This window comes from Flavobacterium sp. (assembly GCF_046153165.1).
In the GTDB taxonomy this organism is placed as follows: Bacteria; Bacteroidota; Bacteroidia; order Flavobacteriales; family Flavobacteriaceae; genus Flavobacterium.
The window spans coordinates 1-15270 of the sequence record NZ_JBJXEN010000010.1 but is presented as its reverse complement, the minus strand read 5'-3'; the positions used below and the strand labels follow the sequence as shown (position 1 = coordinate 15270).

The 15270-nt window shown below is 31.1% G+C and carries 11 protein-coding genes; 6 read left to right on the top strand and 5 right to left on the bottom strand.

Annotated features, from left to right (window positions below; all coding sequences use genetic code 11):
• The first annotated feature begins 12 nt into the window (after positions 1-12).
• The 5 genes from ACKVOV_RS01340 to acs all read left to right on the top strand — a co-directional run bounded on the left by ACKVOV_RS01340 (position 13) and on the right by acs (position 7408).
• Complete coding sequence (locus ACKVOV_RS01340; protein WP_348074472.1) at positions 13-228, top strand: DUF6814 family protein; 216 nt, start codon at positions 13-15, stop codon at positions 226-228.
• Between the two features lie 250 nt (positions 229-478).
• The gene (locus ACKVOV_RS01335) at positions 479-3184 is read left to right on the top strand and encodes an ATP-binding protein (protein WP_409204978.1); all 2706 of its coding nucleotides are present in this window, start codon (positions 479-481) and stop codon (positions 3182-3184) included.
• Complete coding sequence (locus ACKVOV_RS01330) at positions 3181-3546, top strand: response regulator transcription factor (RefSeq protein ID WP_409204977.1); 366 nt, start codon at positions 3181-3183, stop codon at positions 3544-3546. The genes ACKVOV_RS01335 and ACKVOV_RS01330 overlap by 4 nt, the downstream gene beginning before the upstream one ends.
• Before the next feature lie 28 nt (positions 3547-3574).
• Positions 3575-5482 (top strand): AMP-binding protein, encoded by a 1908-nt coding sequence (locus ACKVOV_RS01325; protein ID WP_409204976.1) that lies wholly within the window; start codon positions 3575-3577, stop codon positions 5480-5482.
• A gap of 18 nt (positions 5483-5500) precedes the next feature.
• A complete protein-coding gene (gene acs / locus ACKVOV_RS01320; protein ID WP_409204975.1) occupies positions 5501-7408 on the top strand; it encodes an acetate--CoA ligase in 1908 nt (635 codons plus the stop codon).
• Between the two features lie 87 nt (positions 7409-7495).
• On the opposite strand, the gene ACKVOV_RS01315 is transcribed toward acs, so the two are convergent.
• A complete protein-coding gene (locus tag ACKVOV_RS01315; protein WP_409204974.1) occupies positions 7496-8356 on the bottom strand; it encodes a bestrophin family protein in 861 nt (286 codons plus the stop codon).
• Between the two features lie 15 nt (positions 8357-8371).
• Positions 8372-10336: a KUP/HAK/KT family potassium transporter gene (locus ACKVOV_RS01310; protein ID WP_409204973.1), complete on the bottom strand. Its 1965-nt coding sequence runs from the start codon at positions 10334-10336 to the stop codon at positions 8372-8374.
• A gap of 121 nt (positions 10337-10457) precedes the next feature.
• On the opposite strand from ACKVOV_RS01310, the gene ACKVOV_RS01305 reads away from it, so the two are divergent.
• Positions 10458-11510: a WD40/YVTN/BNR-like repeat-containing protein gene (locus tag ACKVOV_RS01305; RefSeq protein ID WP_409204972.1), complete on the top strand. Its 1053-nt coding sequence runs from the start codon at positions 10458-10460 to the stop codon at positions 11508-11510.
• A 61-nt stretch (positions 11511-11571) separates the two neighbouring features.
• On the opposite strand, the gene ACKVOV_RS01300 is transcribed toward ACKVOV_RS01305, so the two are convergent.
• From ACKVOV_RS01300 to ACKVOV_RS01290, 3 genes are all read right to left on the bottom strand, one after another.
• Positions 11572-13779 carry a TonB-dependent receptor gene (locus tag ACKVOV_RS01300; RefSeq protein WP_409204971.1) on the bottom strand — a complete coding sequence of 736 codons (2208 nt, stop codon included), beginning with the start codon at positions 13777-13779 and terminating at the stop codon, positions 11572-11574.
• 70 nt (positions 13780-13849) lie between these two features.
• Entirely contained in the window at positions 13850-14200 is a 351-nt protein-coding gene (locus tag ACKVOV_RS01295) for a hypothetical protein (protein WP_409204970.1), read from the bottom strand.
• A 106-nt stretch (positions 14201-14306) separates the two neighbouring features.
• Positions 14307-15270: aspartate-semialdehyde dehydrogenase (locus ACKVOV_RS01290; protein WP_409204969.1), on the bottom strand; the 964-nt coding region annotated here is incomplete at its 5' end.

Here is a 15270-nt window from a genome sequence, read left to right as displayed (position 1 = left end):
AACATAAAAATTATGAACACAATAAAAAAATATTTAGGAATAGTTTGGATTGCTTTATCTATCGTGATTGCTTACTATAGTATCGGAATATTTGGAGGAAAGTTGACCTCAGGAAAACAAGATGACTTGGTTTTTGGAATAATTATATTTTTTATTTTATTACCTTTAATTGTTACAGGTTTGACTATTTTTGGATGGTACTCATTAACAAACGAATATGAAGATTAATTAATAATTGTATTAAATCTAAAGCTCTTGAATTTTCAAGGGCTTTAGGTTTTTTAATTAAATATGAAAAAAAGACACCAACAAAAATTAGTAATTGTATCTATAGTTTTACTCATAGGGCTTAATCTTCCTATAGTTTTGCTATTTGATTCTTCTACAAATGTATTGGGATTTCCTGCCATTTATATTTACTTTTTTTCTATTTGGCTGCTTTCCATTTTAGTTTCCTTATTAATTGTAAAACGATACAATGAGTAGTATAATACTTCTAATGATATTGTCTGTCTATTTAGCAGTTCTTTTTTTCATTGCACATTGGGCAGAGAAAAAAGGGAATAGCAAATGGACAAACAATCCTTATGTATATACATTGTCATTGGCGGTTTATTGCACGGCTTGGACTTATTACGGGAGTGTAGGTGTGGCTGCTAAAAGCGGATTAGGTTATTTACCCATTTATTTGGGTCCCATAATTATTGCACCTTCTTGGATTTTAATTCTAAAAAAAATTATACGAATCTCAAGAGTAAATAAAATTTCAAGTATTGCCGATTTTATTTCTCTTCGCTACGGAAACAGTCGATTTTTAGGAGCTATTGTTACTGTTATTTGTCTTACAGGAATTTTGCCTTACATTGCCTTACAGCTCAAATCGATTTCTGAAACTTTTCACGTAGTTACTAAAACGGCTACCAATTCGTTTATTTTAGACGATACAACAACTTATGTCGCAGTAGCATTAGCATTATTTGCTTCATATTATGGAACTCGTTACGTAGATGCTTCCGAAAAAAGAAAAGGAATAGTGACTGCTGTTGCCATGGAAAGCGTTTTGAAACTTGTTTTCTTCGTCATTATTGGAATTTATGTTACTTATTTCGTTTTTGATGGTTTTGATGATATTTATCAAAAAGCTTCTTTATTAGAAAATTTTAAAGAAAAAAATGCAATTGGTGGTTTACCACAAGCCATCAACTGGTTTTTGTTATGTATATTATCTATGTTTGCGATTTTCTTATTACCTAGGCAATTTCAGGTTTCTGTTATCGAAAATAATCGAGAAAATCATATCAATACAGCGGTTTGGTTATTTCCATTGTACTTACTAATCTTCAATCTTTTTGTATATCCAATCGCCTGGGGAGGTAATATTTTATTTGACGGAAAAGAGGTAAATTCGGATACTTATTCCTTGTTAATTCCACAGCTTTTCAACAATAAAGCAATGACTGTTATTGTTTTTCTTGGCGGATTTTCAGCAGCAATATCCATGATTGTCGTTTCTTCTATTGGTCTTTCTACGATGCTAACTAACAACGTTTTAATTCCTTATAACTTATTAGGAAAATTAAAAAGTGATGAGCAAACTATTAGTAGCCGTAAAATCGTAAACAGTCGAAAATTCGGAATTTTTATACTTATTATTCTAGCTTATTTTATCTATCGTTTTTTTGCATTAGATTATAGTTTGGTTTCTATAGGTTTAGTAGCTTTTGTTATTATAGCCCAATTATCACCTGCTTTTTTTGGAGCTTTATTCTGGAGAAGAGGTTCAAGATTGGGTGCCATTTATAGCATTATTGTTGGGTTTTTAATCTGTATTTATACATTGTTAATTCCTTATGCTATTGGAATAAGTAACGTAGAAATATCTTTTATTTCTAAAGGATTTATGGGAATCGAATTATTAAAACCTTTTCAATTATTTGGGTTAGATTATTTGCAACCTGTTCCACATGCCTTATTTTGGAGTTTATTGTTTAATTCGTTCACTTATTTTGCAGTTTCAGTAAGTTTCAAAGGAAATTATCGGGAACGCAATTATGCCGAAATGTTTGTTGATATCAATAAATATATTACCAATCATGAAAATGCGTTTATTTGGAAAGGAACTGCCTACCGAAATGATATTGAAAAAGTACTAATTCGTTTTCTGGGAGAAGAACGAACCAAACGAGCCATGAATATCTTCAATGTCAAATATAATGTAGATAAAAATCAAGAATTGGCTGATGCTCGATTAATTAAATTTTCCGAGAATTTACTCACAGGTCATATCGGAACGGCATCTGCCAGAATATTGATTTCTAGTGTGGTAAAAGAAGAAAAAATTAGTTTGCCAGAAGTTTTAAAAATCCTGGAAGAATCGAAAGAGAATATTATTATCAATAAAAAACTAACCGAAACTTCTAAAGAATTAAAAGAAATTTCAGCCAAATTACAAACAGCAAATAGTTCTTTAATTAAAAAAGACCAGCAAAAAGACGAATTTCTAGATACTGTAACGCATGAATTGCGAACTCCAATAACAGCAATAAGAGCAGCAAGTGAAATTTTGCATGACGATGATGAAATCCCTGAAGATTTGAGAAAGCAATTTCTTCAAAATATTATTTCAGAATCAGATAGATTAAACAGATTAATTGATAAAATTCTTGATTTAGAGAAATTTGAAACAGGAAAACAAACTATTAATCCATCAAAAAATAATTTGGTAAATACTATCGAAAAAGCGATTGATCCTTTACAACAGTTAATTAAGAATAAGAATATTACGATTCATATAGAAAGTAAGCATAAAATTAATGCTTATTATGATGAAGATAGAATTTTTCAGGTAATTACGAATTTGGTTTCTAATGCTATAAAATTTTGTCCTGAAAAAGAAGGATTAATTACCATTCAAGTTTCTGAGAAAGAAGATTTTATTCAAACAGTAGTACAAGATAACGGCAAAGGAATAAATACAAATGATTTTGAAGTAATTTTCGATAAATTTTACCAATCAACCAATCAAAATATAAAAAAACCAGTAGGCAGCGGACTAGGATTAGCTATTTGCAAACAGATTATTGAACATCACAAAGGAAAAATTTGGGCGCAAACTAGTCTAAAAGGAGCTTCCATCGCTTTTACATTACCTAAAAATAAGAATATTGAAATAAACACCCAATGAAGAAGATTTTAATCGTAGATGACGAACCAAATATTGTAATGGCTCTTGAATATACATTCAAAAAAAATAATTATCAAGTATTTATTGCCCGCGACGGACAAGAAGCATTAGATATTCTAAAAACAAATTATCCAGATGTTATTATTTTGGATATTATGATGCCCATGGTTGATGGTTATGCTACCTTAGAACAAATAAAAAAAGAGGATAATCTGAAACATACCAAAGTCATTTTTCTTTCGGCAAAAAATAAAGAAAGTGATATAGAAAAAGGATTATCTCTTGGTGCCGATGCTTATATGACAAAACCTTTTTCTATAAAGAAAATTGTAGATCAAGTAAGTGAGCTTTTAGAAAACTGATTCAATAAATATAAACATCACAATAACAATGAATTATTCAGAATTATATAAAAAGAGTATCGATTTTCCTTCAGCTTTTTGGGAAGATCAAGCGAATCAAATCGAATGGTATAGTAAACCATCAAGAATTTTATTAAAAGATGAAAATGATTATCCTCTTTGGTTTAAAGATGGAGAATTAAATATTTGCTATCTAACTTTAGATAAACATATTCAAGATGGATATGGAGATAATATTGCCCTAATTTATGATTCGCCAGTAACACAAACTATAAAGAAATATACCTTTAATGATGTAAAAACTGAAGTAGCAAAATTGGCAGGAGGAATGATTTCACTAGGATTCAAAAAAGGAGATACAGCGGTAATATATATGCCAATGATTCCTCAGGCGGCATTTGCTATGTTGGCTTGTGCTAGAATTGGAGTGACACATTCGGTAGTTTTTGGTGGTTTTGCACCACACGAATTAGCTATTAGAATAGATGATTGTAAACCAAGAGGTATTATTACTGCTTCATCAGGAATAGAAGTAGATAGATTAATAGCCTATAAACCACTAGTTGATGAAGCTATTGAATTGTCGTCACATAAACCAAAAAAAGTTATCGTTTTCAATAGAAAATTAGGCGCTAGAGTTCCTTTCAAAAAATATGATGTAGATTATGATGCACTGGTTTATGGTTCTGAAGAGATACCATGTGTTCCCGTAAATGCAACTCATCCATTATATGTTTTATACACTTCTGGAACAACTGGAAAACCTAAAGGTATAGTAAGAGATACAGGCGGATATGCTACAGCACTTAAATTTTCAATGCAATATATTTATGGGGCGAAACCAGATGAGGTTTTTTGGGCTGCATCCGATGTAGGCTGGGTTGTAGGTCATAGTTTTATTATTTATGGTCCATTAATCAACAGAAATGCTACCATTATTTTCGAAGGAAAACCAATTAAAACACCAGATGCATCTACTTTTTGGCGAATCATTGCAGAACATAAAGTAAAAGTAATGTTTACAGCTCCAACAGCAATTAGAGCTATCAAAAAAGAAGATCCAAATGGTGCCTTTATCAAACAATATGATTTATCATGTCTTCGTACTCAGTTTTTAGCAGGAGAGCGTTGTGATGTAGCTACTTTAGAATGGTACAACGAACATATTCCTGTTCCGGCAATAGACCATTGGTGGCAAACCGAATCAGGCTGGCCTATGATTGCTAATATGATGGGAGTAGAAGTTTTACCTGTAAAACCAGGTTCGGCTGGAAAAGCAGTTGCAGGTTATGATATTCGAATATTTGGAGAAAATGGGCAAGAATTGGGTCCAAATCAAGAAGGATATGTTGTTATAAAATTGCCATTGCCTCCTGGAACAATGCTTGATTTATGGGGTGATACCGAGCGTTTTAAAATGGGTTATTTGAATAAATTTCCTGGTTATTATTTTTCTGGTGATGGAGGTTTTAAAGACGATGAGGATTATATATTTATTACAGGTAGAGTTGATGATGTTATTAATGTAGCAGGACATCGTTTATCTACTGCCGAGATGGAAGAAATAGTATCTTCTCATCATTCGGTTGCTGAATGTGCAGTAATAGGAATTAATGATGACTTAAAAGGACAAGTTCCATTAGCATTAGTAGTTAATAAATCAGGTGAATCTATCGAGCATTTTCAATTAGAACAAGAGATTGTAAAACTGGTAAGACAACAAATAGGCGCCGTTGCTTCCTTACGAAATGTTGTCATAGTACAAAGATTGCCTAAAACTCGTTCAGGAAAAATTCTTCGAAAATTAATTCGAAGTATAGCAGATGGTGAAAATTTCCAAATTCCGTCAACCATCGATGATGAAGTAATTGTTGAAGAAATTATCGATGTTTTAAAAAAATATGAAATAGGTGTTTATAATAAAAATAAGAATTAATAAATAATAAGAATAGTTATGAGTTATTACAAAATTGACAATTTAGAACAATACTTTAAACATTATAACAAATCAATTAGAGAACCGAGAAAATTTTGGGGAAAAATTGCTTCCGAGAATTTTACTTGGTATCAAGAATGCGAAAAAGTAGTAGAATTTGATATGGCCGAAGCCAAAATAGAATGGTTTAAAGGAGCAAAAGTTAACATTGTAAAAAATTGTATCGATAGGCATTTAGTACGTCGAGGTGAAAAAACAGCTATTATTTTTGAACCAAATAATCCAAATGAAGAAGCACAACACATCTCGTACAACGAATTATATGTACGTGTTTCTAAAATGGCAAATGTATTGAGAGAACAAGGCATCGAAAAAGGAGATAGAGTTTGTATTTATTTACCAATGATTCCCGAATTAGCCATTGCAACATTGGCTTGTGCTAGAATTGGCGCCATCCATTCAGTAGTGTTTGCTGGGTTTTCTTCTTCAGCAGTAGCGTCAAGAATTAATGATTCTGAATGTAAAATGGTCATCACTTCTGATGGTGGTTTCCGTGGCGAAAAAACTATCGATTTAAAAGGAATTATAGATGAAGCTTTAGAAAAATGTCCTTGTGTTGAAAAAGTATTGGTAGCCAAAAGAACGAATACTCAAATTAATATGAAGGAAGGCCGAGACCAATGGTTACAACCTCTTTTAGACCAAGCATCAGACAATAATGTAGCTGAAATCATGGATGCTGAAGATCCTTTATTTATTTTATATACTTCAGGATCAACAGGGAAACCAAAAGGAATGGTACATACTACGGCTGGTTATATGGTATATTCTGCTTATACTTTCAAAAATGTTTTTAATTATGAAGAAAATGATGTTTTTTGGTGTACAGCCGATATTGGTTGGATAACAGGACATTCTTATATTCTTTACGGTCCGCTTTTAAATGGAGCTACGACTGTAATTTTTGAAGGAGTTCCATCTTACCCAGATTTCTCTCGTTTTTGGGAAGTGATTGAAAAACACAAAGTGACGCAATTTTATACCGCTCCAACAGCCATTCGAGCTTTGGCAAAAGAGAATTTATCATACGTTCAAAAATTCCCATTACAATCCTTGAAAGTAATTGGCTCTGTTGGAGAACCTATCAATGAGGAAGCTTGGCACTGGTACAATGACCACGTAGGAGGTAAGCGTTGTCCCGTTGTAGATACGTGGTGGCAAACAGAAACTGGAGGTATCATGATTTCACCAATAGCTTTTGTAACACCAACAAAACCAACGTATGCCTCATTACCATTGCCTGGAATTCAACCAGTATTAATGAATGAAAAGCGTAACGAAATTGAAGGAAATCAAGTGACAGGAAGTTTGTGCATCAAGTTTCCATGGCCAGGAATTGCAAGAACAATTTGGGGAGATCATCAACGTTATAAAGAAACGTATTTTTCTGCTTTTCCAGGTAAATATTTTACTGGAGATGGTGCTTTGCGTGACGAAGTAGGTTACTATAGAATTACAGGTCGAGTAGATGATGTCGTAATTGTTTCTGGTCATAATTTAGGAACAGCTCCCATAGAAGATGCCATAAATGAGCATCCCGCTGTTGCAGAATCTGCCATTGTTGGATTTCCTCATGATATAAAAGGTAATGCTTTGTACGGTTTTGTAATTCTAAAAGAAAGTGGAGAAACCCGTGACAAGAATAATTTGGCTAAAGAAATAAATCAACATGTTTCAGATCATATCGGACCAATTGCTAAATTAGATAAAATTCAGTTTGTTTCTGGTTTACCTAAAACACGCTCTGGAAAAATTATGAGACGAATTTTGAGAAAAATTGCTGAAGGAGATTTTAGTAATTTTGGAGATATCACCACTTTATTAAATCCCGAAATTGTCGATGAGATAAAGAACGGAAAGTTGTAGATAAAAAGAAGGAGAAATCTAATATTAGATTTCTCCTTTTATATTTAAGAACAGAGTATGTTGTAAAATATTTTTTTCTATAATATTTTATAAAATTTCGTCAATATTTTTTTTAATATTTTCTGCAATTCGTGCAGTTGGTAAGTCATTTTCATCATTTCCAAAAGGCTCTTCAATTTCTTCTGCAATAAGCTCTAAGCTTGCCAGAACATAAAATATAAAGATGACAACAGGTATAGTATAAAAACCTAAATTAAAGACATAACCAAAAGGCAATGTCATTACATAAAAAAATATAAATTTTTTCAAGAAAACACTATAAGAAAAAGGAATTGGTGTATTTTTGATTCGCTCACAAGCACCACAAATATCGGTAAATGATATTAGCTCTTGATTAATAAAAAGTAATTGTTCTCCAGTTATTTTGTTATCGATAAACAACTCGTTTATTTTTTTAAACATTAATTTTATAACCTGATTTGGTTTGTGCTTAGTCTCAATTTTCATATTAAATTCCTCAAAAAGTTCTTGACTAATATTCTGGTTTTTAAGATGTAAGTTTAAGACTTGTGAATAATAAGGGATAATTTTTTTAAAAAATAATTTATCTTCTTTTTCAACTAAAATCACAGAAAGTTTTAATGCTAAGTTTCGGCTATTATTAACTAACGCGCCCCATTGTTTTCTGCCTTCCCACCAACGATCATACGCTGTATTTGTTCTAAAAACTAATAATAAAGAAATGACAAAACCAAGCATGCTATGCATGATAGTTATGTTTTTTAGATGATGATTATCATCTAAATGAAAATAGTCTTGTATAAAATAAACAATAATTGCACTATAGATTGATATACCAATAATTAGTGGAAGTAATGTTCTAAATGTATCCGCTTTATGAAATCTAAATATAAAGGTGAACCACTCTTTTGGATTATATGAAATCATAAAAAAATAATATTATTATTCAACTCGACACAACTCTATTTTTTCTGGAGCATGAAGTACCATTGGAAATTTCTCTACTTTTACAGAGCTACTATCGAGACCAAATGCTTGTTCTTCAGATAAACTTAATTTTTTAATAAAAAAGTAAGTGTTCATAACTAGTTTTTCATGCCAATGCATAAAACTGTCATTCGATAAGAATTTTTCTGACAATACAAACTTAAAATCACCAATAATATTGTTCTTACTTAATGATTCGTAGCGGCTTGTAATATCTACTTCACCTTTTTTAACCATATCTTTAAGAACTTCTTTAAACATGAGGTTTATTTTTGTAGGCTCTCTAAAACCAAGATTAAAATCGATTCTAAATAAATCATCTTTTATAATCTCTGTAACTTTATATTCTTTTCTATATGGTTCATTTGTAATATTTACGTGTACAAACCAATACAAATCGGCTCTTTTTGGGCGTTTTTGTAAAATTGAATACATTACTTTTTCCTCAATTTCATCTACACGATTGGCATTTGTCATATAAACCAAATGAGTTGCATATTTAGGTATAGATAAATCGACACTTAATTCTGCAAGAACTTTTTTGTAATGGTCTATTTTTACAATTTTTGTGTAGGTTTTGCTAATTTTTTTAGCAGTAAACCAAATTGACATTATAAAAATTAATATTGAAGCAATAATTAAAGTTACATAACCACCATGAGGGAATTTATCTAGATTAGCAATTAAGAAACTAAACTCTATAACTAAATATAATAAAATTAATGGCGCAATTATAAACCAAGAAACACGTTTAAGTATCATGAAATAAGTAAGTAATATGGTTGTCATAATCATACATAAAACTATAGCAAGTCCGTATGCAGCTTCCATTTTACCAGATTCTTCAAAATGCAATACAATACCTATACAACCCAAAAGAAGTAACCAGTTAATTGAAGGAATATATATTTGTCCTTTTAAATCTGTTGGGTATTTAATTTTAACTTTTGGCCAAAAACTCAATCTCATAGCTTCATTTATTAATGTAAATGAACCACTAATAAGTGCTTGAGAAGCAATGACAGCAGCCATTGTAGCAATTATAATTCCGAATGGTTGAAACCAGTCTGCCATAATTAAATAAAAAGGATTTCCATTATTAGCATTTATGCTGTGTAATGTTTGCCCTTGGTGCTTAATCAAATATGCACCTTGTCCAAAATAATTTAAAAGCAAAGCTATTTTAACAAAAATCCAACTAATACGAATATTTTTTCGTCCACAATGCCCCATGTCAGAATACAATGCTTCAGCTCCAGTTGTACATAAAAAAACAAATCCCAGAACATAAAATCCATCAGGGTGAACACTTAATAATTGGTAAGCATAAAACGGATTTACAGCACACAATACACTAGTATTTTGAGTAATTTGTAATATCCCTAAAATTGCTAACATACCAAACCAAACCATCATCATTGGAGCAAAAAATTTACCAACTAATTTAGTACCAAATTGTTGTATCGTAAAAAGTACAACTAAAATGGCAATTACAATTGGGATTGTATTTATGTCTGGATAATATGTACGAACACCTTCAACAGCTGATGCAACCGAAATAGGAGGAGTAATAATACCATCAGCTAATAAGGCACTTCCTCCAATAATAGCAGGAATTATTAGCCATTTTACTTTAGTACGTTTTACTAATGCGTATAATGCAAAAATTCCACCTTCACCATGATTATCTGCCGAAAGCGTTATTAACACATATTTTAATGTTGTTTGTAATGTAAGTGTCCAAAAAATAGCAGAAATTCCACCTAGAACAACTTCTGTATTTATTGTGTGTAAACCAATAATCGATTTCATTACATATAAAGGAGAAGTCCCAATATCTCCATAAATAATTCCTAATGTTACTAAGATTCCCCCAAGGGATAATTTACTATGAAGATCGTGATGTGATGAAGCACTCATTATTTTATATTTGAAAAAGAGGACAAAATTAAAATATTTAATCCGATTTGAATGTAATTTTTATTAAAATTATGCCACGTTTTATACAAAAAATAGTAATTTAGAATCTTTAAATTGTAGTATGAAAAATATATTTTTTAGTTTACTGATTATTAGTGTTTTATGTTCGTGTAGTGTAAATAAAAATACAATATATAATTCACAATTTACACAAGTTTCAATTGATACATTATTGAATGAAAAAATAAGTTGTAGAGCAATCCTTGTCGATAATAATAAACTTTGGTATGCAGCTAATAATGGCAATTATGGTTTTATTTCTCTCAATTCTTCTGAAAAATTTCAAGCAAATATTAATAAAGAGAATTATAAAATCGAATTTAGAAGTATAGCACAAACTTCAAAAGATATATTTATTTTATCGGTAGGAAATCCAGCATTATTATATCGAATTTCAAAAGAAGGAGACAAATCGGAATTAGTTTACCAAGAAAATAATGACAAAGTATTTTATGACTCAATGCAGTTTTTTAATGACAATGAAGGCATTGCAATAGGTGATCCAACTGAAGATTGTCCATCAATGATAAAAACTAATGATGGTGGTAAGACTTGGAAAAAAATCCCTTGTGATAAACTGCCAAAATTTGCAGATGGTGAAGCTTTTTTTGCCGCAAGTAATACAAATTTAATAATAAAAAAGAATAATGTATGGATGGTTTCTGGAGGTAAAAAATCTAGAGTTTTTTATTCAGCAGACAAAGGAAATACTTGGGAAATATCTGAAACTCCAATCGTTCAAGGTCAAACGATGACGGGATCTTTTACTGCCGATTTTTATAATGAAAATATTGGTTTTATTGCTGGCGGAAACTACGAAAAATTAGAACAAAACTTTCAGAATAAAGCTATTACAAACGATGGAGGTAAAACATGGAAGCTAATTGCCGAGAATGAAGGTTTTGGTTATGCATCATGTCTTCAATATTTGCCTAATAGTGACGGAAAATCGATAGTGACTGTTGGTGCAACAGGAATTTATTATTCAAGTGATGGAGGCGAAAAATGGAAGCAATTATCTGCCGATAAAGATTTATATACTATTAGATTTATAGATAATAAAACCGCAATTGCTGCTGGGAAAAATAAGATTGTAAAATTAAATTTTAAATAAGTTATAACCATCAATCTTGTTTAATGGTCATAACTTATTTTTTATAAAGATATTATTTGATTTATAGTAAGAAACTAACACTTAAAACAATATTTCTTCCAATATTAGGAATACCATCAGTTTTTAGTCTAGAAAGATGTGAAATATAGCTTTTGTTAAGCATATTATTTGCATTAACAGATACATCAAAATTTGCTTTGTTAATGTTTACATTTCCACCTAAACCTAGATTTACTAGAGTATAGCCATTGCTTTTTGTTTCAAAAGTACTATTGTTATTTTGTTTGAAAATACTTTCAATATTTACTGCCGCAAATCCTTTTTTAATCCAATTATTGATATTAAATTCTGTACGAATATTATTATTCCATTTGTTTGCAGGAATAAGAGGCAAATATTCTCCATTTTTTTTCTGACCAGTTACAGTTTCAAAACTACTAGTAATATGCAACCAATCTAAAGGATGCGGATGAAAATGAATACCAAATTCTCCTCCATACAATTTTGCATTGGCTTGCACATAATCGTACACATCGTTTCCATCGATTATATTTCCGTTTGGAGAAATAAATATATAGTTGTTAATGTGATTGTAAAAACCATTTGCGAAAAATTCAAAATGTGAGTTTCCATATTCTAGATTTAAATCAGTTTGAATATTCTGTTCATTTTTTAGGTTAGAATTTCCAATCTCGTATCGATTACTTCCTTCATGAACACCGTTTGAGGTCAATTCTGCCAAATTTGGAGATCTAAATCCTGAGGCAACATTTAATCTAAAAGATAAATTGTCTGTTAGTTTTGTTTTGTAACCCAAAGAGGCATTAAAACTATTAAATTTTTTGTTGATGGATTCAAAATAACCTTCATCGCCTAGAACTCCATGAGTTTCGGTATTAATTTTTCTTGTGTCATAACGAAATCCAGCTTGTATGACATTCGAATTCCATTCGTAATTTGTTGTTGCCAAAGCACCAATATCATTTGTATTGGCATCAGGGATTAATAATTCTGAACCAGAATTTCTATTAGTTTGGCTCATTCCTTGTACACCAACAATAGTTTCTAATTTTCCAATCTTTGGCAAATAATATTTTAAATCATAGTTTAAAGTGTTCAAATTCATATCTAAAACAGGAATTGTACTGTCTGCAAATTCCTTACGGCTATTGGAGATATAGCCGAAATCAGCATCAAATTTCGAGTTTTTGAAATAAAAATTATTATGCAAACTTAAAATATGATTAACAACACCTTGTCTAGGATAGTCTGGATCCCTCTTTCTAGTTTGTAAACCTATTTGTTCAGGAATTCCTAAATTTAAATTATTTAGATTATATCGTAAAACACTAGAGAATTTAGAATTGCTAAAACCAACAGCTGTTTTTACATCAGCTTCTTCAAAACGTGTATTGGTAACCAAACTATCACTTGGCATTTTGTAATCTCCATGGTTATTATAACCACCACGAATTAAAAATTTCCAATTTTCGGAAGATGATTTCAGTCCAAATGAAGTATTACTTCCCTGTGTGTTTGAAAAGAATTTTTGACTAAAATCTGCCGAATAAGAATTTGGTTTGGCAAATTTTTCAGGGTTAAAGTACAAAACACCACCCAACGCATCCGAGCCATAAAGTAATGAAGCAGGTCCTTTTATAACTTCGACACTTTCTATTCCGCTATCGCTAAGTCCCAAACCATGTTCTTCACCAAATTGCTGATTTTCTAATCGAACACCTTGTGTGTAAACCAAAACCCGATTGCCACTTAACCCACGAATAACAGGTTTTCCTATAGATGTTCCTGTAGATACTTGCGCAACTCCAGGAATTGAAGACAATCCTTCCATTAACGTTGCGGCTCCTTTTTGTTGCAATTCTTTGATGCTTTTGTGTTCAATTTTCATCACATTTTGCGATTGAATTTTGTTAAAAGCATTGGAAGATATTTTAACTTCTTCTAAGTGATTTGATGAGGATTCTAGTTGAATATTTAAATTAATTTCTTTTTGATTTATAGAAACGGAAACTAATTTTTCATCATAACCAACAAGAGAAAAAGATATTTTAAAATTACCTTTTGGTAAATCTAAAAAAGAATAATTTCCATTGGTATCGGAGGTTGTTTCTTTATTTAATTCAGGAATAGAGACCAAAACAGTTTCTAGATTTTTATTTTCGGAATTGGTTATAGTACCTGTAATTTTGTTTTGTGCATTGCAAAACATTGTAAACCCAAAGAATAGGGCAACTAAAAATGATTTCATATTAAAATGATATTTTATTGTTTAAAATAAGTTGATTGTACTACTGAAATAATATTTCAGTAATAATAAATTAAACGATAAAACTGGGGGGAGCTCGAAGTGCAAAAAGACTTCCTTTAAAAAAGTTGGTTATTTCTCTAGAATATAAAAAAGAATATCCAGTAGAAATTGATTTTTTTATAAATTGAAAATGAGAAATATTGGAGTTAATAAATCCACCTAGAGTAAAATTACAAACAAAACAGTGATCAAAATTATGGTGTTGGTGGGTAATTTGTTGACCAGAAGTTGGTTTGTGATGGCAATGTTTTTCGGAAATTTGCTTTACCAAATGCTCATAACTATGCACCGATTGAAATAGTATCGAAAACAATACTACAATCGCTAATAATGAGTTTATGATGACAAATTTCTTTTTCATGCAAGACAAATGTAATAAAGCAAAAAAGAAAATCCGTTTAAATTTAACAAAATTTATGATTTGCTAAGTTTAAACGGATTTTAAAATATAAAAATTTGGATTCTATTTACACCAAACTGTTCTTAACCAAATACTCGGCGATTTGTACAGTATTTGTAGCAGCACCTTTACGAAGATTATCAGCTACAATCCACATATTTAGTGAGTTGGGTTGGCTTTCGTCACGACGAATTCTTCCCACAAAAACATCATCTTTTCCTTGCGCATACATAGGCATTGGATAGGTGTAAGTATCATTGTTATCTTGCACTACAACTCCTGGAGTGTTGTGTAAAAGCTGACGAACTTCATTTACATCAAAATCATTAGAAAACTCCACATTTACGGCTTCGCTGTGTCCACCAACGATAGGCACACGAACAGCAGTAGCAGTAACAGCAATAGTTTTATCATCAAGGATTTTTTGAGTTTCACGAACCAGTTTCATTTCTTCTTTGGTATAACCGTTTTCTTCAAAACTATCACATTGCGGAATAGCATTTCTGTGAATAGGATATTTATACGCCATTTCTCCAGAAATTCCAGCGTATTCATTTTCTAGTTGTTGTACTGCTTTTACACCAGTTCCTGTGATAGACTGATAAGTTGAAACAATGACACGTTTAATATTGTATTTTTTATGCAATGGTGCTAAAACCATCACCAATTGAATAGTCGAACAGTTAGCGTTTGGAATAATTTTATCTTCTTTTGTTAATATGGAAGCATTTATTTCAGGAACAACCAGTTTTTTAGTTGGATCCATTCTCCAAGCCGATGAATTATCTATTACAGTTGTACCAGCTGCTGCAAATTTTGGTGCCCATTCTAAAGAAGTTTCTCCACCAGCAGAAAATAAAGCAATATCTGCTTTCATATCTACAGCGGTTTGCATTCCTACTACTTTATATTTTGTTCCTTTAAATTCTATTTCTTTTCCTATAGATCGTTCTGAAGCAACAGGAATTAATTCGGTTACAGGAAAATTTCTTTCGGCTAAAACTTGAAGCATTACTTCTCCAACCATTCCG